The sequence below is a fragment of the Zavarzinella formosa DSM 19928 genome (genome assembly GCF_000255705.1).
In the GTDB taxonomy this organism is placed as follows: Bacteria; Planctomycetota; Planctomycetia; order Gemmatales; family Gemmataceae; genus Zavarzinella; species Zavarzinella formosa.
The window spans coordinates 864218-882721 of sequence record NZ_JH636441.1 but is presented as its reverse complement, the minus strand read 5'-3'; the positions used below and the strand labels follow the sequence as shown (position 1 = coordinate 882721).

General features: G+C 56.4%; 23 protein-coding genes and 1 tRNA gene. 7 read left to right on the top strand and 17 right to left on the bottom strand.

Annotated features, from left to right (window positions below; translation table 11 throughout):
- Window positions 1–50: 50 nt before the first annotated feature.
- Complete coding sequence (locus BGIM_RS67825) at window positions 51–182, bottom strand: hypothetical protein (protein WP_020471568.1); 132 nt, start codon at window positions 180–182, stop codon at window positions 51–53.
- Between BGIM_RS67825 and BGIM_RS0120295 the strand changes: the two genes are divergently transcribed.
- The 3 genes from BGIM_RS0120295 (at window position 181) to BGIM_RS0120280 (ending at window position 3346) form a co-directional block, all read left to right on the top strand.
- Complete coding sequence (locus BGIM_RS0120295; RefSeq protein WP_020471567.1) at window positions 181–546, top strand: 4a-hydroxytetrahydrobiopterin dehydratase; 366 nt, start codon at window positions 181–183, stop codon at window positions 544–546. The two genes, BGIM_RS67825 and BGIM_RS0120295, sit on opposite strands and share 2 nt — an antisense overlap.
- Window positions 547–572: 26 nt before the next feature.
- Entirely contained in the window at window positions 573–1829 is a 1257-nt protein-coding gene (locus BGIM_RS0120290; protein ID WP_020471566.1) for a DUF6807 family protein, read from the top strand.
- 245 nt (window positions 1830–2074) lie between these two features.
- Window positions 2075–3346 carry a PQQ-binding-like beta-propeller repeat protein gene (locus tag BGIM_RS0120280; protein ID WP_020471564.1) on the top strand — a complete coding sequence of 424 codons (1272 nt, stop codon included), beginning with the start codon at window positions 2075–2077 and terminating at the stop codon, window positions 3344–3346.
- Window positions 3347–3350: 4 nt separating this feature from the next.
- Here BGIM_RS0120280 and BGIM_RS0120275 read toward each other — a convergent pair whose 3' ends face one another.
- From BGIM_RS0120275 to BGIM_RS0120260, 4 genes are all read right to left on the bottom strand, one after another.
- Window positions 3351–4583 carry a DUF58 domain-containing protein gene (locus BGIM_RS0120275; RefSeq protein ID WP_157369271.1) on the bottom strand — a complete coding sequence of 411 codons (1233 nt, stop codon included), beginning with the start codon at window positions 4581–4583 and terminating at the stop codon, window positions 3351–3353.
- A 7-nt stretch (window positions 4584–4590) separates the two neighbouring features.
- Window positions 4591–5538 carry an AAA family ATPase gene (locus BGIM_RS0120270; RefSeq protein WP_020471562.1) on the bottom strand — a complete coding sequence of 316 codons (948 nt, stop codon included), beginning with the start codon at window positions 5536–5538 and terminating at the stop codon, window positions 4591–4593.
- Between the two features lie 64 nt (window positions 5539–5602).
- On the bottom strand, window positions 5603–6001 hold the full coding sequence (locus tag BGIM_RS0120265) for a VOC family protein (RefSeq protein WP_020471561.1): 399 nt from the start codon (window positions 5999–6001) through the stop codon (window positions 5603–5605).
- 2 nt (window positions 6002–6003) lie between these two features.
- Window positions 6004–6885, bottom strand: coding sequence for an enoyl-CoA hydratase-related protein (locus tag BGIM_RS0120260; RefSeq protein WP_020471560.1), 882 nt, complete (start codon window positions 6883–6885; stop codon window positions 6004–6006).
- Between BGIM_RS0120260 and BGIM_RS0120255 the strand changes: the two genes are divergently transcribed.
- Together BGIM_RS0120255 and BGIM_RS0120245 are read left to right on the top strand one after the other, a co-directional pair.
- Window positions 6848–7600: a Uma2 family endonuclease gene (locus BGIM_RS0120255; RefSeq protein WP_315849826.1), complete on the top strand. Its 753-nt coding sequence runs from the start codon at window positions 6848–6850 to the stop codon at window positions 7598–7600. The two genes, BGIM_RS0120260 and BGIM_RS0120255, sit on opposite strands and share 38 nt — an antisense overlap.
- Window positions 7601–8203: 603 nt before the next feature.
- Window positions 8204–9595, top strand: a complete 1392-nt coding sequence (locus BGIM_RS0120245; protein ID WP_020471557.1) for an undecaprenyl-phosphate glucose phosphotransferase — start codon at window positions 8204–8206, stop codon at window positions 9593–9595.
- A gap of 26 nt (window positions 9596–9621) precedes the next feature.
- Here BGIM_RS0120245 and BGIM_RS0120240 read toward each other — a convergent pair whose 3' ends face one another.
- Window positions 9622–10395 carry a hypothetical protein gene (locus tag BGIM_RS0120240; RefSeq protein ID WP_157369269.1) on the bottom strand — a complete coding sequence of 258 codons (774 nt, stop codon included), beginning with the start codon at window positions 10393–10395 and terminating at the stop codon, window positions 9622–9624.
- A gap of 179 nt (window positions 10396–10574) precedes the next feature.
- Here BGIM_RS0120240 and BGIM_RS0120235 point away from each other — a divergent pair.
- Window positions 10575–10664 (top strand) — tRNA-Ser (locus BGIM_RS0120235).
- A 191-nt stretch (window positions 10665–10855) separates the two neighbouring features.
- Complete coding sequence (locus tag BGIM_RS0120230) at window positions 10856–12058, top strand: tyrosine-type recombinase/integrase (protein ID WP_020471555.1); 1203 nt, start codon at window positions 10856–10858, stop codon at window positions 12056–12058.
- A 530-nt stretch (window positions 12059–12588) separates the two neighbouring features.
- On the opposite strand, the gene BGIM_RS0120225 is transcribed toward BGIM_RS0120230, so the two are convergent.
- The 11 genes from BGIM_RS0120225 to BGIM_RS0120175 all read right to left on the bottom strand — a co-directional run bounded on the left by BGIM_RS0120225 (window position 12589) and on the right by BGIM_RS0120175 (window position 18400).
- Window positions 12589–13035 carry a hypothetical protein gene (locus tag BGIM_RS0120225; protein ID WP_020471554.1) on the bottom strand — a complete coding sequence of 149 codons (447 nt, stop codon included), beginning with the start codon at window positions 13033–13035 and terminating at the stop codon, window positions 12589–12591.
- Window positions 13025–13531: a hypothetical protein gene (locus BGIM_RS0120220; RefSeq protein ID WP_020471553.1), complete on the bottom strand. Its 507-nt coding sequence runs from the start codon at window positions 13529–13531 to the stop codon at window positions 13025–13027. Before BGIM_RS0120220 ends, BGIM_RS0120225 begins: the two co-directional genes overlap by 11 nt.
- Window positions 13528–13755, bottom strand: a complete 228-nt coding sequence (locus BGIM_RS51460) for a DUF6440 family protein (protein ID WP_020471552.1) — start codon at window positions 13753–13755, stop codon at window positions 13528–13530. The genes BGIM_RS0120220 and BGIM_RS51460 overlap by 4 nt, the downstream gene beginning before the upstream one ends.
- On the bottom strand, window positions 13752–14144 hold the full coding sequence (locus BGIM_RS0120210; RefSeq protein ID WP_029630215.1) for a Lar family restriction alleviation protein: 393 nt from the start codon (window positions 14142–14144) through the stop codon (window positions 13752–13754). Before BGIM_RS0120210 ends, BGIM_RS51460 begins: the two co-directional genes overlap by 4 nt.
- Window positions 14145–14482: 338 nt before the next feature.
- The gene (locus BGIM_RS0120205) at window positions 14483–14698 is read right to left on the bottom strand and encodes a helix-turn-helix domain-containing protein (RefSeq protein ID WP_020471550.1); all 216 of its coding nucleotides are present in this window, start codon (window positions 14696–14698) and stop codon (window positions 14483–14485) included.
- A gap of 51 nt (window positions 14699–14749) precedes the next feature.
- Complete coding sequence (locus BGIM_RS0120200) at window positions 14750–15244, bottom strand: hypothetical protein (RefSeq protein WP_020471549.1); 495 nt, start codon at window positions 15242–15244, stop codon at window positions 14750–14752.
- An 80-nt stretch (window positions 15245–15324) separates the two neighbouring features.
- Complete coding sequence (locus BGIM_RS0120195; RefSeq protein WP_020471548.1) at window positions 15325–15531, bottom strand: hypothetical protein; 207 nt, start codon at window positions 15529–15531, stop codon at window positions 15325–15327.
- A gap of 46 nt (window positions 15532–15577) precedes the next feature.
- Window positions 15578–15847 carry a hypothetical protein gene (locus BGIM_RS0120190; protein ID WP_020471547.1) on the bottom strand — a complete coding sequence of 90 codons (270 nt, stop codon included), beginning with the start codon at window positions 15845–15847 and terminating at the stop codon, window positions 15578–15580.
- 11 nt (window positions 15848–15858) lie between these two features.
- On the bottom strand, window positions 15859–17559 hold the full coding sequence (locus BGIM_RS0120185) for a type IV secretory system conjugative DNA transfer family protein (protein ID WP_020471546.1): 1701 nt from the start codon (window positions 17557–17559) through the stop codon (window positions 15859–15861).
- 7 nt (window positions 17560–17566) lie between these two features.
- Window positions 17567–17764 carry a hypothetical protein gene (locus tag BGIM_RS0120180; protein ID WP_020471545.1) on the bottom strand — a complete coding sequence of 66 codons (198 nt, stop codon included), beginning with the start codon at window positions 17762–17764 and terminating at the stop codon, window positions 17567–17569.
- A gap of 3 nt (window positions 17765–17767) precedes the next feature.
- Window positions 17768–18400 (bottom strand): HDOD domain-containing protein, encoded by a 633-nt coding sequence (locus BGIM_RS0120175; RefSeq protein WP_238537682.1) that lies wholly within the window; start codon window positions 18398–18400, stop codon window positions 17768–17770.
- Between the last annotated feature and the right edge of the window lie 104 nt (window positions 18401–18504).

Sequence of the window (18504 nt, the reverse complement as noted above, 5' to 3'; positions counted from 1 at the left end):
GGAGAGTCTCCTCGGGATGGAAATTCAACGTGTGGAAACGAGGGCGGGGATTAGTGTAGCGGGGCGGCCGCATTTTCGGGGAGGATCGGGAAAGGCAACATCACCCCGTTCGTCTTTCTCCGACTGTTCTTGTAAAACGCCCTCACGGCTTTTCCAGTCGCCCCGCCGAGAACCCCCGCCATGACACCCACTCCAGAACGAGTTTATTCCGAAGCCGAAATCACCGCCAAAATCACCGAAACCGGCCTCACGGGCTGGTATCTCGAAGATGGCTGGCTTCGCCGAAAGTACAACACCGACGGATGGCCGCAAACGCTGATGGCTGTCAACGCCATCGGCTATCTCTGCGAGGCGGCCTATCACCACGCGGACCTTTCCGTGACCTATGCCAAACTCTGGGTGAAATTGAAAACCCATTCGGCCGGCGGCATCACGGACAAGGATTTCGACCTCGCCCGGAAAATCGAAGACGTGGTGTTGTGGCGCCCCGCCGGCGGGGCGCTGGGAACTGGTTCACCGCAGAAATTTGTGTTCTCCCGTTCGTAAAAACTTCTTGATTCACAAGTGACTTCATGAAACATCGCATCACACTGGCATTGCTCCTTGCGGTGGCGGGTTGGACCGTCGCGCAGGACAAGACCGCCGAGATCACCATCACGGGCGGCAAGACCGACGCCCTGCACCCGGTCATCAAGGTTCCGGTGCCGGAAGCCTTCGCCAAATTCAAGGGCGTCGAGATCAGCGGAGCCGAGACTTTCGGGCAAAAAGGGCCATTTCCCGGCCAGATTGTTTTGGTTCCCTCGCTCCACTCCGGGGCCAAGGCGGCCGAGTTGATCTTCACCTTGCCCGAAGTGAAAGCCGGGGCGACCGGAACTCTCACGGCCAAGTTCTCCGCGAACGCCATCGCCGCAAAAGAGGCTTTTGCTTGGAAGGACGCCGATGGGGAAGCCCCCGTGTTGACCTACTCGGAGAAGGACGTGCTGAAATATGTCCGGCCGAAGTTCGACCCGGCGGCCACCCCGCCGAAGCAATCGCCCATCGCCAATCCGACCATCAAGGTCTATCACCACCTGTTCGATTCCACCGGCAAAGTGCAACTGACGAACGGAACCGAGGGGCAATTCCCCCACCATCGGGGCATCTATTTCGGCTTCAACAACATTTCCTATGACGGCAAAAAAGCCGACGTGTGGCACTGTCGCACCGGCGAATCGCAACAACACGCGGGCTTTTTGAGCCACACGGCCGGACCGGTGTTGGGCCGTCATCGGGTACAAGTCGCTTGGAACGGGCAGGACGGCAAGCCGTTTGCCGAGGAACACCGCGAGTTGACCGTTTACCCGCTCGAAAAGGGCTGGCTTGTCGAGTTTGAATCAATGGTGAAGACGGAACGTCCGAAAGTTCAGCTGGACGGCGATCCGCAGCATGCCGGTTTCCATTTCCGGGCGGCGCAAGACGTGGAAAAGAACCACAAGAACGAAACGTACTTCCTCCGTCCGGATGGCAAGGGGGAGCTTGGCAAGGAAAAGAACTGGGAAAAGGGCAAGGCGATGGACCACAAGAACCTGGCTTGGAACGCCATGAGCTTTGTGGACGGCGACAAGCGATACACGACACTGTATCTCGACCACCCGGCCAATCCGAAGGAAGCACGCCAGAGCGAACGAACTTACGGCCGAATTGGAACCTACTTCGAGTATGACCTGACCCCGGAAGCCCCCCTGAAGATCAAGTACCGCCTCTGGGTGCAGGAAGGCGAGTTGACCGGGGAACAAGCGAAGGCCATCAGCGAAGCGTTTGTGAGCGGGCCGACGGCCGTGTTGAAGTAAGGAAGACATTGGGCCGGGTGGTGTAAAATCCGGTCAAACCAACTCGCTTGGACTGTTGTTACCTGTCGGAGATTGCCCCGCTTCGGCGGGTGTTTTTACTTTCAAAACTTTGATCGTGCGGGTACGATCCGATTTGGTATGATGCAAACAGGTTGGGGCACAACCTTTGGACACCCTCAAGCCATCATTCCCGCCTTGCACATTTTTTCAAACTTTCTGACGACCTTCCCGCCGGGATTTTTCACATGATTCGTGCCGTGTTGACCGCCTTGTTTCTCTCCTCCCTCACCGCCTTCGCGGCGGACAACTGGCCCGAGTATCGCGGCCCCCACGGGGACGGCCACTCGGATGCCAAAGGGTTGCCAACCAAGTGGGGCGAGAAAGAAAACGTGAAGTGGAAGACGCCCGTCCACGACAAGGGATGGTCGTCGCCGGTCGTCTGGGGCAATCAGGTGTGGCTGACCACGGCAACCGCCAAGGGGGAGAAACTTTATGCCCTCGCCTTCGACCGGGAAACGGGCAAGATGATCCACGATTTATTGGTGTTCGAGATCAACCGCCCCGATCCGAAAGACCCATACCACGTGTGGGCCGGGTTCAACAGCTATTCCTCGCCGACGCCGGTGATCGAAGAAGGCCGGGTCTACGTGCATTTCGGTGTCGCGGGGACGGCCTGCATCGACACCAAAACCGGCAAAATCCTCTGGAGCATCAAAGACAAGGAACTCGACTGCAACCACCATCGCGGAGCGGCATCGTCGCCCGTCTTGGTGGGGGATTTATTGATTCTTACCTTCGATGGATTCGACGTTCAATTCTTGGCGGCCATTGACAAAAACACTGGCAAAGTGGCGTGGAAAAAAGACCGCAAGTTTCATCCGGATTCGATGAACGGCGACCTGAAGAAAGCCTACTCCACGCCGTTGCTTATCAAGGTCGGCGGCAAAGACATGCTGGTCAGCCCTTCGGCCGATGCGACGGCCGCCTACGATCCCAAAACGGGCGACGAAATCTGGCGGGTGGTCCACGGCGGAATGAACGCCTCCTTACGGCCCGTCTTCGGGGCGGGCAAAGTGTTCACCGCCAGTTCGGACGGCGGCAAGCAATTGGTCGCCATTCGACCCGAGGGAACCGGCAACATCACGAAGACCAACATCGAATGGACCTTCGGCAAGGGAACCCCCAACCGTTCCTCGTTCCTGATCGAGGGGGACAAATTGTACATGGTGAACAGCGGCGGGATCGTCACCTGTCTGGACACGAAGGACGGCAAAGAATTGAACAAAACCCGTTTGGAGGCTCGCGGGGCCGCCTTCACTGCTTCGCCAATTATCAGCGAGGGAAAGATTTATATCTTCGACGAAAAAGGGGGCGGCTACATTGTCTCGGCCACACCGGAACTGAACGTGATTGCCACCAACACGCTGGAGGACGGATGCAAAGGCTCCCCGGCGGCCGTTGGCAAGGACTTGTTCATCCGCACGCAAACGCAGCTTTATTGCCTGGAAACGAAGTGACGGTTTAAGAAGGGTTTTCCGGTTCCGCATTCTCGGTGTCGGCAGGTGTGTCCAGTTCAACACCTGCCGTTTCAAATTGAAACCAACTCTCCGGGCAGTCCACGGAAATGAAAGCTGCCGTCCGGCCGAGCATCCGGTAAATTTCGTGCGGAATCAGGGAATCGGATCGCGTGCTGACCACCAGCGTCGGGGCGGCGAGGGCCTGACGTGAGAGCGTCTGGAGGGCTGTTCCCAATTCGGGGTCTCCCGAGGGTTGGGTAAGTGCCAGCATCTCCAATTGTCGTTCGGTGATGGTCGGTCCGGGGGGACCGTCGATGGCCTTTGGATCGCTTCCCGCGACGATGAGCGTCAATCGGGCTCCGGCTTGACGACGCCACTCCCGCACGATCCCGGCTGTCAGCGAGATGGCCAGTTCGAGAGCCTTCATGTCTTCAATTGCTGAATTTCCCAAGACAATCGGGTCAAGAATCAGCAACAATCGCGGCGGGGCGGCATCCTCGTATTCTTTGACCGTCAAACGATTGCGCCTTGCCGTCGCCCGCCAGTGGATGCGTCGCGGGGCGTCACCCTGTCGATAATCCCGCAGTCCGTGGATTTCGGCTTCCCGGTCAACCACTTTTCGCAATCGGCGTTGCTCTTCGTCCCGCCCGGCCCACGTTCGCAGCAGCCATGTTCGCAGGCGTTCTCCGTCCACACGAGCCGGACGCGGCAACACAATCAATTCGTCACCCGGAAGCAGTTCTGTTGATTGATGGATTAACCCGAACGGATAGGAAGTGATCGCCTTCAGTGGCAACAGAGGATGCCGGCCTCGGGTCGAAAGTGTCAGCCGACAGCGGATTGTCTCTACGCGGGGGGCAGGCGTCCGCACGAAGAACCACCGGCATTCCCCTTCATTGGTGGATTCTTCCAACTGGCAGTTTCCCGTTCCGGTTCCCAAGTCGGTGATCTCGATGTTCCATTCCGTTGGGATACCCGCGTAGATGGGGAAACGAGCCAGTCGTCGCGCCTTGAGGCCGGTGATGGATCGCCGGGCCAGAAGCCAGTTCAACCCGGCCAGCCCGAGGAGGGCATAACCCAAGACGATGACAAGATTAATGCCCTTGAGGATGCCGACAAAAAGCATCACCCCGGCGGCGACGAACCAGAGCAATCCTTCGCGTCCGTCGAGACTGCTGGTGGCTCCCTCGCGGGGAAGCAGGGCCACGGCGGTCACGGGTTGCTTTGGTGTCGGCACGATGCGCTCACGTGGGGACGGGAAGTTTCCGCACGACATCCAACACGGCTTCGCTGGCGGCATCCCCGGTTCCCGCCAGCCCGGAGGCTTTGGCGATGATCCGGTGGGCGATGGCCGGGACGGCCAGACTTCGCACGTCGTCCGGCGTCACAAAGTCCCGCCCGTCGAGCAGGGCGGCGGCCTGCGTGGCCCGGTAGAAACCGATGGCCGCGCGGGTGCTGGCCCCGAGGGTGACATCCGACCGGGCACGGGTGGCTTCGATAATGTCCAGCACATAATCCGCGATGGCATCGGACACCCGGACCTCGCGGACGTGCTCCTGAAGTTTCACAATGTCCGCGGCATTCAACACCGGTTGCAGATGATCGACCGGCTCCCCCTCGCGGTGCTGCTTCAACAAATCCCGCTCGGCGGCCCGGTTGGGATACCCCACGCTCGACCGCAGAATAAAGCGATCAAGCTGGCTTTCTGGCAACGGATACGTCCCCTCGAACTCATACGGGTTCTGCGTGGCAATCACGAAGAACGGCGGCCCGAGCCGACGGGTCTCGCCATCAAGGGAGACTTGCCGTTCGCCCATCGCCTCCAGCAAGGCCGATTGAGTTCGCGGCGTGGCCCGGTTCACTTCGTCCGCCAGAACAACCTGGGCAAACAACGGCCCGGCTTGGAAGCGGAATTCCCCGCTTGGTTGATGGAACACACTGGTGCCCAACAAGTCGGCGGGGAGAAGATCCGGGGTGAACTGGATGCGGCGAAAGGAACAGTCGATGCTTTTGGCCATCGCCTTGGCGAGCAATGTCTTGCCCACGCCCGGCACGTCTTCCAGCAACAGGTGGCCGTCTGCGATCAGGGCGATCACTGCTTGCCGGATCACTTCCGGCTTCCCCAAGACCACGGACGCCACATTTGCCTGAAGTTTGCGCAAGTCTTCGGCCACGGAGGCGGCATTCCGCATGTGTTTCTCGGATCAGATCAGGTCGGGTACTGGTTCAGTCTTCAACACATGATAAGAATCCGGCTCAGACTTGGTACTTTCCATCGGTCTGTGGATCGTATTTTCGTTCCCACTGCAGAATTTCGACGCGATTTCCGTCCGGATCGCGGACGAAAAACCGGTCGGCGGCGGCGATTTTCACCGTCTCGTCCATCGCCAACCCTTGCTTCCGGACATGCTCGCGGGCGAGCCGAATATCCGAAACATGCAGGCAAAAATGCCGGGGACTGATCGTGTCCCGCTCGGGTTTGAGCAACAAGTGCAGGTACGTTCCGCCCAGATCATACCAGACGGCGATAAAATCGAATTCCTTGGGAGCCGGGATTTCCCGAAGACCCAATTGTTCCCCGTAGAATCGCCGGGCGGCGGCGACATCGGTGATGATGACCGAACAATGGTCAATATGCGTGACGGGAAGCCCCATGTTCAGCTCTTCTTCCGTTCGTCAAAAAATCGTTGAATGCGAATTCGGGCGGTCTCCGTGCCCATCAACCGGGAGAACGCGACGGTCTCCAGTTCAAGCGCCTTGTCGAGAGGCATCAACGCCCCTTCCATGACCACGCGAACCATCTCCAACCCGGCCGGGAGCAATTCGGGATTTAATGTGTTCAACATTTCCCGCGTGGCATCCAGATAATCCTTCGCCGGGAGCATGTCCTCGCCAACCGGGTCCCGTTTGATTTGTCGAAGATCGTCCGTCTCGCCGACATCGAGCAATTGGGTGGCGATGGTCAGCATTTCCTCGACCGGGGCCAGTTCGTCGGCGAGATATTCATTCGGCAAATCTTCCTCGGTGTACGGCAACCCGCTCAGAAGCCGGGAAATCGTCTCCTCCACCCCGATCAGCCGGCTGAGGCGTTGCGTTCCCCCCCAGCCGGGAATCAGGCCCAGCGAAATTTCCGGGAAGCCGACTTTCAGTTGCGGCGTCAGGGCCATCACCCGATAGTCACACGCGAGAGCCAGTTCCAACCCGCCGCCGAGGGCCGCCCCTTCGATCATCGCCACGGTGGCGCAGGGAAGCGATTCAATCAACCGCAGAACGCGGGCGCCAAGGGCCATGTGTTCCCGCACGGCTTTTTCGTTGCCCACCAACGGAAGCAACTCATGCAGATCGGCCCCGGCAAAAAACATATGCGGTTTGCCGCTGGCGAGAAGCACCCCTCGCAACGGCGGCTCATGGGCAATCTCTGTCAATTCCGCTTCGAGTTCCCGCCAGACATCGGCAGAGAGAACATTGACGCTTCGCCCCGTCTGGTCGAATCTCAGGAGAATGATGCCATCGGCTTCCCGACGGGTGATGGTGGCCATGCGTGACAGACTCCGTTCGATTGGAACCACTCTCATTATGGGAGTTTGGCCAAGGAAAGTCCCCCTCGCCGGGGATTCGAGAATCAGGTACGATCAAGCCGCATGGAATCTCAAGAGGATGGACGAGATGACGGCATTGATGATCCCTTCCACAACCATTCAGCCTTCTCCTGTGGCAAGTGGAATGGCGGTCGAAGAATTTTTCAAGCAATTTGTCGATCAGCGAGTGGAACTGGTAAAAGGCGTGGTCAGGGAGGTTCCAATGCCAGGTTCAAGACATGGCTATGTCTGCATGGAAATTGCGTTCTTGCTGCGATTATTTGTGGGTGAACGAGGTTTGGGCCGGGTTCTGTGCAATGATTCGTTTGTCCAAACTCGCGTCAATCCGAACACCATTCTGGCTCCGGATCTGGCATATTACAGTTATCAGCAGTTTCCCAAGGAAGCGGAATTGCCTGATGGACTTCTGCCAGTGCTGCCTGAAATAGTGGTCGAAGTTCGATCACCATCAAACACATGGACGGAGATGCTGGCGAAGGTGATTGAATTCTTGCAAGCCGGAGTTCGCGTGGTGATCGTGGCCGACGCCGAAACCAAGACCACGTCGGTCTACCGGACCGAAACGCTGCAACAAATCTTCCGCGAAACTGATGAGCTGACCATCCCGGATGTGTTGCCGGGCTTCGCCGTTCGTGTGGGCCGGTTTTTCGAGTGAACAAAGTCATGTGAAAGTTTGTCACCAGTCCAAAACATATGAGCCAATTTGATTGAGGCGAGCCGAATGCCTCCAAGTTGCCGTGAATTGATGATCCGTCGGGCATCCACGTATGGGCCAAAACCCCATTTGGGCCACATGGCCCTATTCAAACGTCCGGAAATCTGACTCAATCGTTGATTTTGGGCCATGAGAAACGCCCCCCAAAAGGCCTTGGATTACTCCAAAATCATTAGGCGAGATGTCGATTTGCCGGGGGTTTTGAAAAATTGTGTTCAGTTGGCCCGCTGTTTTTGACCACTTGGGTGGGTGTCCAACTGTCCAAAATTGGTCGCCGGAAGGGTGTTTTTCGCCTTTTCTGGTCACTTTTGGGTCGGATTTTGACCGATTTAAGAATCTTAAGATGCCAAGCCCTGTAACCTCATGGCTCGCGGAAAACCTCTGATCCGTTTGAGTCTTTTGACAGCAATGGGATCGCTCGTTATGACGCGTAGCGTGCGGGGCGGCTTTGAACCAAGCTCCAGATGAATCATTCCGGGCCTTTGATGGCCGGAGGGTTGAGAACAGGTACGATTTCCCTGTCAGTCCCCGATTCGGAACCCCATGATTAAGCGGCGAAGCCAGAGTCTCGCGGTCCTGATTGCCAGTTGCGATTTGCTGGCGGTGGTGGTCGCATGGATGGCCGCCTACCAAGCCCGTTTCTCCGGTTGGTTTCCCGTCACCAAGGAACAGCCTCCGGTCGAATGGGTTTACCAAGACCTTCCTGTTGTCGGAGCATTGGCGATTGTCGCCTTTTGGCTTGCCAAAAATTACGAGATCAGCCGCCTTCGCCGATTGAGGGAAGAAATCTGGGCGGTTTCCAAGGGCATTCCGCTGTTGGTGTTGCTCATCACCGGGGTCGGGTTTTACGTTCAAGACCCCTATGTTTCCCGCGGGGCGATGACTCTCTTCGCCGGGATTGCCTTCGTCACCGTGCTGACCTTCCGCCGACTCACATGGGGCCTGATTCACCTGTTGCGCCGCCGGGGGTATAATCCGACGTTCTCCATGATCGTGGGAACCGGGCGGGTTGCCCGCAAGACGGCCAATGCCCTGCGAAGTGCCAGTTGGATGGGGATTCGCAACGTGGGTTTTGTCGAGGACAATCCGACCCGTTGGTCAAGCGATCTCGACATCCTCGGCCGGGTGGCCAATCTGTCCGATCTCATCAAAAAATACAACGTGGAGCATGTGTTCATCGCTCTCCCCATGAATCGCTTTCATGAGGCCAGGCAGGTGTTTACCACCCTATCCCAAGAATTGGTGGAAGTGCGGTTGATCGCGGATGTGCCCAACCTCGCGGGTTGGACGCTCACCACCACTTTCCTGGAGGGAATGCCGGTCGTCGGCCTGCGGGAAAGTCCCCACTTCGGAGTGAACGTGTGGGTGAAGCGAATCATGGACATTGCCTTCTCGCTGTTCGCTCTGCTGGTGTTATCACCGGTGATGCTGGCGATCGCGATTGCGGTGAAGATCACCAGCCGGGGCCCGGTCTTCTACCGGCAGGAACGCTGCGGATTGAACGGCAGGAGTTTCCACATGCTCAAATTCCGCTCGATGCGGGAAGATTCCGAGACAGCCACCGGCCCGGTGATGACGACCAAGAACGACCCCCGGCGCACGCCCATCGGCACTTTCTTGCGGCAAACCAGTCTGGACGAACTGCCGCAATTTTTCAATGTTCTGCTCGGGGACATGTCCGTGGTCGGCCCCCGCCCGGAGCGACCGGAATTCATTAGTCAGTTTCAGAAAACAATCCCGAATTACATGGCCCGGCACGCGGTGAAATCCGGCATCACCGGCTGGGCCCAGGTAAACGGCTGGCGAGGGAACACTTCGCTTCGGAAGCGAATCCAATTCGATTTGTACTACATCGTACACTGGAACCCGATTTTTGACATGCGGATCATGTGGCTGACCGTCTGGAACGGTTTGGTGCACCGGAATGCGTATTGAAACCTGTGTGGTCGCGGCGAGAATCCTCACCGAATAATCGCGTAGATCACCGAAGAAACAGCGACCGCACAACCAACAAGAAATGCCCAGGTGACGAGCTTTTCCCGAATCGGCGCCGGAGGAGGCGGCTTCAAGCCAGCCCAATCCGGTTTCGGGCCAAGCAACCATTCCAACTCGGCAACCACATTCATCAGTCGCAGGTAAAACTGCTGATTGCCATTTTCGCCGATCAGCAGTGTTTCCAAGATGACACGACGATCTTCCGGACAATCACCGACAACCCGTTGAAGGACAAGCCGGGCGACATCGGTTTCATCCGTTTCGCAGGCGACAACGCTCGCCACCGGAACCGCACGATCAAGCAGGTGAAGCAATTCAAGATGAAGCCGCGTGAAATCAACAATTTCACGCGCCGGGCTGATTTCTGAAACAACCTGCCGATAATACGCATCGATCAGCGACCGATCCATCGGCGGGAGTTTTGCCCACCATTCCAAAAGATAAGGCCGCCGATCCGCAACAACGGCCATGATCGCCGGAAGACGACTCCGCAACGAGTCCGTCAACTCCGACGGGAACAACAGGGTGAGATCGCTAACCATCTTTGTGGATTTGATCAATTGCCGCTGAACGACCTGCGGCAACCGCTCCCGGCGCAGCCGCCCCAATTTTGGCCACACGGCCGCCACGCTCATTTGAAGCACGTTGACCGCCGGACCATACCCGCCGCTCAACACCCGTATTTGCAGAAACAGGTCGCGGACTTCATTCAGTAAATCATCAAAAGTGGCCTTCGGCACGGCATCATCCTTGGAGTCCCGGACGGGGCGGTTGTATGCGACAACCGCCCCGATGTCCAAAACTTGTTCAGAGGAAATATCCGGCAAACACCCGCAAAATGGCCGCCGCAAAACAGAATGTGCCGACTTCCGGGAAGATGACTTGTCATCACGAAGCGGCCCATTAAGATATGGAAGCCGGAGAGGTGGCTGAGTGGTCGAAAGCACCGCTTTGCTAAAGCGGCGATGGGCCAAAAGCCTATCCGGGGGTTCGAATCCCCCCCTCTCCGCTAAAGACAGTCTGAAGCACGCGAACCTCGGGAAAACACTGGTTTCCCCGAGGTTTTTTTATTCCCCCCGGCTCCGCCATGCCCTGCCTTGACGAGACACGGCGAGCCGTGGCAAGACCCTTCCCGCTACGCCTATTGCTACACCTGCTGCTACACCGGAGAATGGGGCATCCCCTTCGAGGAAAACCCCGATGTCCCTGTTCACACTCCTGAAAATCAGCCGCACCCGCCACCTCCTTGGAAAAAAGCAGGTCAGTCCCGGCACACCGGGCTCCAAAAAAGTGATCGAGCAATCCCGCCAGTGGTACGCCTACCGGCGAGAGGGCAAGAAACAAATCAAAGTACGATTGTACACTGATAAATCTGCCTCTCTTACGGAGATGGCCAAATTGAACACCGCCCTGGAACGGGGCGAAGCGGGCATGGTGAATCCCCGGAAGGAACATTTGGACCGGGAGGTCATCGAACACCTGGAGGAATTTCTGCCGATCATGAGGGCGGCGGGAAAATCCAAAAAGGACAAAGACAGGAAGGAATCCATCCTCCGGGCGTTCGCCACCGGCCTTGGCTCGCTTTCCGAATTGAATACGAAGGCCGTGGACACCTACCTCGCCGGGGTGTCCGGATCGGTCGGCAACAAGAAAAAGCACCTCTCGGCCATCTCCATATGGGTGACCTGGCTGATGCGAAAGGACAGGATCGGGGTCAATCCGCTGGAACGGGTGGACATGCCCACCGGCGGGAAGAAAACCAAAGAGCGACGGGCGTTGACGGTGCCTCTGATCCAACGGCTGCTCGACGCCACCCGCAAGCGTCCGCTGTCCGATCATTTCAATCGGCACAAAGCCGAGGCGAGCGGTGATGTTCGCAAAGAGTTGGAGATGTGCGGCCGGGAACGCGCCCTCGTGTACAAGACCGCCGTCTACACCGGCCTGCGGTTGGGTGAGATCGCCTCCCTGCGTCCCTGCCATCTGGAACTTGCCCGCAAGCCGTTCCCCCGGTTGGAGATTCCCGGCAAGATGACCAAGAACGGCCAGCAGGCACGCCTGCTGCTCTTGCCGAGTTTCGCCATCGAACTGGCCGAGTGGATCAAGGACACGAGAAAGAAACCGGATGACATGCTCTTCCATGTTCCCCAGGCATCCGTGCGGATCATGCAGAAAGATTTGAAACTGGCGGGCATCCAATACCGCACCTCGCAGGGAGACGCGGATTTTCACTCTCTGCGGATGACTTCAAACGTGATGCTCGGGCAGGCGGGGATTCCGGCACGCATCCGGCAGTTATTCATGCGGCACTCGGACATCCGTTTAACGATGTCGACTTATGACGACGCCAGCTTTTTAGAACTTGAGCCGATCATCAAGGCGTTGGAGGGGTTGGGCTTGGTGTGAGTGACTTTAATTTCCTGCCAGCTTCGACACATGCCGCGAGGAGTGCGTGGCAGAGGTCGTCACTGGTGATCGACTCGACAGATGCGAAGGTAACAACGTTTACTTCCCACTCACCGGGAATGTGTCCGTAATATCCCACCTCGACTGACGCATCGTGTTCATCGCACCAGTTCCGCACCGACGCCGTTACTTTCGACAGGTCGGTGTACTGAAACTGATCGTGCCTTCCGTGGTAGTCAAAGATGTACGGCGACCACGCTTTGCTGCCCGCATCGCCGGTGCAATTTCGATTTTGCTCGGAAAACTTTCTGTCAACAGGACGGTCCCATCCAAGGCAAACCCGGCAAAACTGAAGGGAGGTGTAAGCCAAGGAGGTCATGGGTGCGGAACTTCTATTTCATTGCGCTTTGGTTTTGGCTTCTTACCGCGTGTTATGGCTGGCCAATCCCTTTCTGATGCGGACGGGCACCAAGCTGTGTGCCATGGGCGTTGTCCGCGCTGCGTAAAGCCGCAATAATCGCATTCGATTGTCATTTGGAGCGATACCTTTCGATAAGATCGGCTGCTGCTTTAATTGTTGCAGAGCCATTACAATCGGATTCATACAGCCCAAGCAAACCGCCCACTATTTCATCAATTTCTCTTTGTTGGGATTTGGTAAGTATACCCGATTCCCGCTTCATTCCACAGACCCTGAGAATTTCACGCAAACAATGGCGAGGATTTGCTAGGTGACCCATTTCAATCTTGGCTTCATGGGCTAAAATTAATTCTGCTTTGTCAACCCAACCCCCTTCCGACAACTCGACCGGCTGTTCTTTGCAATTCTCATTTTCTCGGACTTTGGTAGCAAGAAGTGTGGAATCCTTGGAGGCTTCGTAGGCTTCAAGCAGATTACGGAATTGATCGCCAGAAGTCGGGTAACGATTACCAAATTGTGCCCATGTTGCCAAATGCGCCTTCTCATCAATCGACATACTTGCCCTCATCTATCTTCGTTATTATCGCCTGCAATCTTCCGGCAACACCCTGGCCTTCTAACGATGCCGACGCAATGACGTCGAGTTCATCACGTAGCAACTTCAACGAAGTCTCGCCCCAATCGGCATCCATCACAGTCAAAGCTTTCGTGATTTTCTCAGCAATAGCTTTGTCCGGGCATTCAGCGAGAAAGTTGAAACCGCCCTCTTTTCCAAGGTGCTTCATCACCTCCCAAAAACCTGATCCGTTTTCCATGACTTGGTATGTCGGAGAGTCGCAAACCGCTCGCGCGTCCTCAGGTTCCTTTCGTGGGTTGGCCTGCAGTTTCTCTGGCAGACTTCCAACTTGGTTCGGATGCTGATGGCGGGCATCTTCGTAGGCTTGAACCACCAATCTGATCGTGACCAGTCCACATGGAAGCTCGCTGGCAATGCGTAAAAGCGCATACTCGTCGATTGGTGCAGATGTGGGTTGATTGGATGAATGGGTCATGACTTCGGCTCATTCACGACACAAACCGGTTTGCCATCCCTGTCAAGACGAGGCGTGATTCCTCCGAAAACCGTTCCGAGGTACTGGCAGCCGGTGCGGTGGTCGGTGTACACCATCATGCCGCTGCGAGAGTCGTTCGGATTATCTGTGTCATCACGACCGCTGCCATGCCAAAGGTTGGAGAAGATGATCCAAATCAAAATCAGGGAAAGCAAGTCGCTCATATTCCCTCCTTCTGCTTGGTGGGGAGACCCCATGCGGCGGCAATGGCTTTGGCTTGGTCGTAATATCGCTTTTTGGGGACAGCAGCGTGATGCCATTGCAGGGCAGAATTGCGATTTGGGTTGCTTTCAAAAATCGCTTTTGCCCCAACCTCCAAGTCCACCCCATCCTTCATGGCGGTGTCGCCTGAGCGGGTGTTCCATGCGGCGATTGCCTCACGTTTGGTTGCGAACTTTGCGGGAGCAGAGCCACAGCAATCTTTTTCAGCACCGAGCATATCAAAACTGAGACACCCGACTTCCCACAGTTTATCGACATGCTCGATCATGGCTTCTCCGCCGCAGAAGGGACACGGCAAAAGCTCAGCCGTAGCAATAGGGGTGCCGGTCATGGCTTGCAGCTTTGTGGCTTGCCATCTTTGTCAACGAGCACCGACGCGCCAGATGGGAATTGCACGTACATTACGTTGGTTTCAGCAACGCAAATAGTGGTATAGCCAGACCAGTAGCCAATCGAGCGATTGAGCCATCCGCATCCACCGAGGCTTAACAGGCACGCAAGAAGAATTAGGTTTTTCATTTTGTTCACTCCAACAGCCCATCAACGCAACGCGCGAGGAAACTTGCGAGCGACCAGCACGCGTTGCGTAAATAGGCCAAATGTGGAAATGAAAAGATCGCTCGCATGCATCGAGAAATAGCACGGGCAGGACACCCGCGCAAGGATTTTCTACTTCCCGGCGAGCCAATGCTTCGGCGTGACGATCAGTTTTTCGACTGCCGCCTTGCGGAAACAAGCCCGCCTGCGAATTTTTACCTCGCCCAGCGGGTCAAGCTTCTTCGCCTTCCACATCGACCTCCAGCGATCCAACGTGCGCGAGGAACAGTGGAGAAATTCGCATGCTTCGGCTTTCGTCATTAAGATTTCGGCCAAGGGTTCGGCCATGTCATCCTCCCGTTGTCCCGCTGGTGTGGTAAAACTGGCTAAACACTACGCCTAAATCAAGCCTTTCTCTCGCAGCCCGCTGTCCACTTCGCGGGCTTCAGTGCACAAATTTTCGCAAATGACTTTGAAGGCAGCGGGTTCAAGCCCAGGCAAAATAGCCGTGTACATTGCGGTAAAACTAAAGCATTGCCTGTTTGAATCAGACATCTGCCAGCATCCGAATGAACTTTTGGAGTTGCGGATAAGAAGATAGCTGGCAAAATCTTCCGGCATGTTGCGGTATGTGAAGTCGGCCACACTGGCAACGCTAAACAATGCGTATGCATCCTCAAGGACTGTGACGTAAACCTTTCGGATTCCCACTACTGAGTCTCGAAAATTGAGGACAATGCTGTTATTGACCCGTTCGTCGATTGCCCATCCCAGCTTGGCGAGCAAGTCGCAGACTTTAGCGTCGCCATTTGTCCGGGATGAACCCAGACCTTGAAAGGCCGAATCAACCAGCATCGAGCCAGACCGCTTAAGAAAATCGTTGAAAAGTCCCATTGTGTTTTCCCGTTTGTGAATTATGAAATCGCTTCAATAAACCCGCGTCTTCCCACGTTTGCATTTCGATTCTTCGCCTTTTATTTCATGAAAAATGACTCCAACCACGAGGCAACGGCATCCTTGCCAATTTCCTGGACTGCTTCATTCTGAAGGGCTTTCTTGGCGAGGTCGGCCGCACTCTCAGCCGCTGAACATGCAGCCCAGCCGAACCAAGCGAAGATGAGGAACGAAAAAAAGCAGAAGCCGCTACAAGACCAATCAAGCGGCCAAAAAGCTAAAAGCATGACAAGGCTCCTTGGATAGGTTGAGCGGCAACGTGCCGCGTTAGGGCTACATTTCCATCTCGTGGACTTTGGACTGTTCTTTCGCCGCCTCTTGCGGGAGGCCGTGCAGGGGGTCTTCCTTGCCCTCGTGCGGGTACATCACGAAAGCCGACCCAGAGCCGAGCAAGGCTGCGGCCATCTCATGGGCACCGTGGGCGCCGATGGGTGCCAGCTCATCCCAGAGCTTGCCCAGTAACTTGGTGGCCGCGCCCGGAGGGGTTGTTCCCCCGCCGGATGTCTGATCGTGCAACAACTCTTTGAAACCTTCCTTCGACATGTCTAAACTCCTTACTTGGGGTAGACAAACGCCGCCGTCAGCATGACGGCGGCAACAAGCACGCACACCAGCAAGCAGGTGGTATCAACAACGGCCTTGAACATGCCGATTGTGCGTGATTTTTCGATCCCGTCGAAGTACCTAGAGAGGTACGTGGCCAGGGGCGGCACGCCGGGCGTAAAGGTGATGGCGATCCGTGGATCGAGGGCGGTGACCTCTTCGGGCTTTAACAGCTTGCGGCCTATCTGGCTCCAGCCAGCGTTGGTGCTGGCGGAGTAATTGCCGCCGCCTTGCTGAGGCGATGATTGCCGGGAAACCGAGGTGCCGGTGCCGCCGTTCGTCACTGTGATGGTTGCCTCGCCGAGGCGGTTGCTGACGTACTCGGCGGTCGGCTGGTCGTTTATGCCGAAGAATACCTGCGTGCAGTTGGAAAGCAGTGTTTGGTCGCCGCCTTCCGGCCAGCATTTTTTGAGCTGCCCCAGTGACTGATACAGAAATAGCAGGCGGACACCGTACCCACGGTACTTATCAACCGCGTCCTCAAGGATACCCATATGACCGAGCGTGGCCGCTTCGTCGAGGACATAATGAACCTTCCGGTTTTCCTGCAAACCTCCAGCGACTACGGCGCGAAGCATGCTGCCGATCCAAATCCTCAACAGTCCTGTTTGCGTCCGTACATGCTCCGGGGGGATTACCAGGTATACCGTCATTTTCCCCTTGAGTAGGTCGGCAGGATCAAAGGTTGAAGACTTGGTGTTCGCGGCCACCGCGGGTGTGTCGAGAAACCGCATGTGAGTATGAACGATGGACAGTACGGAATCGAGTTGCTTATCACGCAGTTGCGAGGCTTGGTGTCCCCAGCATGAAAGCACTCCACCCCATTTGTCCGACTGGATGCATTGGGCGATCATTCCCAGCCGCCTGGCGGAATCGGAAAGCAGTTTTCTGACGGATTGGAGATGCTTGTCTTCCGGGTCGGCAAAGCAAACGACGTAAGCCATCGCCAAGCAGATTTCAAACTCAGCGGCTGAGTTCCAATACGGATCGTGTTCCGTCCCCGCCCGCACGACCATTTCAGAGGCAATCGCCCGACAAACATCTGCCGCGTATTCGGACATCGGGTCGATATCGGCCAGAGGGTTGAATGTGTCTTTCCCGCCGCCAGCCAGGAACGGGTCAAGGATCACAACCCTTTGCCGCATCTGCCTTCTTGCACCTGCCGTAACATTTGAGAGTTCCGCCTTGAAGTCGAGCGCGACCATCGAGTCGGGGCACTTTAAAAGCCAAGGGATCGCTATGCTTGTGCCTTTTCCAACTCCCGTTGGCGCCACAAAAATCCCGTGGACCATGCTTTTCAGACATACAGTCCTTGGGCGTTGCCTTGGTTTAAAAGACGTAAGACTTTTCTGGACGGCCTTCTCATCGATAAGCGAACGGTCAAACAGTGCGATTGCACCTTCAAAACGGGAGATTTTCTCGCCGATAGTGCCAACACTGACTCCTGTCCCCTCCAAAAAATGCGGGATATCCTTTGCAGTTGCCCACTTTGCGGTGCCATGGGCTGTGAGGTTGTATCTCTTCCGAAGGCACAGGGCGCCGGTTATTGGAACGGCCGGCACCCAGGCATACGGAATGGCGTAAACCATCAATGCCGCGTCGTAAGCGGCCATCACGATGGTGAAGATCAGCAATCGCCTGATGTATTTCATTTGCTCCTCAATTAAGGGATGGATGGATGCGGCGGCTCATCCTGTCCGCCGTTGCCTCGTAATGCTCCAAAGCGGCTTGCGCGGCTTTGGCGAACAGTTGGAAGGCTTCCTGCTTTTCCTCGTCACGGATGCAGGGCGAAACGATGTCAAAGATGGTCGCCGCCAGCGCCCAGGCGCAGGAATGGATCAGGGAGACGGACTGCATGGATTACCCTTTCTTCGCCAGGTCACGGCAAACACGCTCAAAGGTCTTTGCGTCGAGCCCTTTTTCAGATTCCCTCTTGGCGAGCTTCAGCAGGTCGCCCAGCGCATCGATCATGTCTTCGAGCGAAATTGCCTGGCCGCTGACAATCACGGTTGCGCCTCTTCCGGGAACCTCGCATTTGATCCGGCTTGATTTGACCGTCTCGCAGTTGGTGGCTGGCAGGCGTTTTTTTCGCATGATCTCCGTGATTTGGGCGGCCGGCATACTGGAGCGGTACATTTCAAGCAGGCCGGCCTGATCTGCGGGAGGAAGGAGGCTGATTTGATACCAAGCCTTGATGCCAATCTGTCCCTCGCCCGCCGCCGCGATCACCTGCGGAATAGTCGTCCATAAAGAGAGGAGACGAGTCATAAGGCTGGGGTCTCTGTCGATCTTTTCGGCCAGTTCTTTGGCCGTGGAGCCGGGGTTTTTCTCCTTCCATTCCTTGCATGCCAGCGCCTGGTCATAGGAGGAAAGGCTGGTCGAGTGCATTGCTGAAATCATCTGAAGTTCAACTGCTTCGCCAGGTGTCACGTCTTCGTCGGCCATGATGACATCCAATTCAAAATTGGGGGCCACGAGCATCAGTGCCTTCAACCGGCACTCGCCGTCCAGGACGAAGTTCCCCGGCAAAATGATGAGCGGGTGCAATTGCCTCTTCATCACCGAACGGGCAAGCGCACGCAGTTCTGATTCAGGGG

Coding starts and splice junctions, on each gene's coding strand:
- BGIM_RS0120295 (WP_020471567.1), top strand. CDS start 181: ATGACACCCACTCCAGAACGAGTTTATTCCGAAGCCGAAATCACCGCC.
- BGIM_RS67825 (WP_020471568.1), bottom strand. CDS start 182: ATGGCGGGGGTTCTCGGCGGGGCGACTGGAAAAGCCGTGAGGGCGTTT.
- BGIM_RS0120290 (WP_020471566.1), top strand. CDS start 573: ATGAAACATCGCATCACACTGGCATTGCTCCTTGCGGTGGCGGGTTGG.
- BGIM_RS0120280 (WP_020471564.1), top strand. CDS start 2,075: ATGATTCGTGCCGTGTTGACCGCCTTGTTTCTCTCCTCCCTCACCGCC.
- BGIM_RS0120270 (WP_020471562.1), bottom strand. CDS start 5,538: ATGCGGAATGCCGCCTCCGTGGCCGAAGACTTGCGCAAACTTCAGGCA.
- BGIM_RS0120265 (WP_020471561.1), bottom strand. CDS start 6,001: ATGGGGCTTCCCGTCACGCATATTGACCATTGTTCGGTCATCATCACC.
- BGIM_RS0120255 (WP_315849826.1), top strand. CDS start 6,848: ATGATGCCATCGGCTTCCCGACGGGTGATGGTGGCCATGCGTGACAGA.
- BGIM_RS0120260 (WP_020471560.1), bottom strand. CDS start 6,885: ATGGCCACCATCACCCGTCGGGAAGCCGATGGCATCATTCTCCTGAGA.
- BGIM_RS0120245 (WP_020471557.1), top strand. CDS start 8,204: ATGATTAAGCGGCGAAGCCAGAGTCTCGCGGTCCTGATTGCCAGTTGC.
- BGIM_RS0120230 (WP_020471555.1), top strand. CDS start 10,856: ATGTCCCTGTTCACACTCCTGAAAATCAGCCGCACCCGCCACCTCCTT.
- BGIM_RS0120225 (WP_020471554.1), bottom strand. CDS start 13,035: ATGTCGATTGATGAGAAGGCGCATTTGGCAACATGGGCACAATTTGGT.
- BGIM_RS0120220 (WP_020471553.1), bottom strand. CDS start 13,531: ATGACCCATTCATCCAATCAACCCACATCTGCACCAATCGACGAGTAT.
- BGIM_RS51460 (WP_020471552.1), bottom strand. CDS start 13,755: ATGAGCGACTTGCTTTCCCTGATTTTGATTTGGATCATCTTCTCCAAC.
- BGIM_RS0120210 (WP_029630215.1), bottom strand. CDS start 14,144: ATGACCGGCACCCCTATTGCTACGGCTGAGCTTTTGCCGTGTCCCTTC.
- BGIM_RS0120205 (WP_020471550.1), bottom strand. CDS start 14,698: ATGGCCGAACCCTTGGCCGAAATCTTAATGACGAAAGCCGAAGCATGC.
- BGIM_RS0120200 (WP_020471549.1), bottom strand. CDS start 15,244: ATGGGACTTTTCAACGATTTTCTTAAGCGGTCTGGCTCGATGCTGGTT.
- BGIM_RS0120195 (WP_020471548.1), bottom strand. CDS start 15,531: ATGCTTTTAGCTTTTTGGCCGCTTGATTGGTCTTGTAGCGGCTTCTGC.
- BGIM_RS0120190 (WP_020471547.1), bottom strand. CDS start 15,847: ATGTCGAAGGAAGGTTTCAAAGAGTTGTTGCACGATCAGACATCCGGC.
- BGIM_RS0120185 (WP_020471546.1), bottom strand. CDS start 17,559: ATGAAATACATCAGGCGATTGCTGATCTTCACCATCGTGATGGCCGCT.
- BGIM_RS0120180 (WP_020471545.1), bottom strand. CDS start 17,764: ATGCAGTCCGTCTCCCTGATCCATTCCTGCGCCTGGGCGCTGGCGGCG.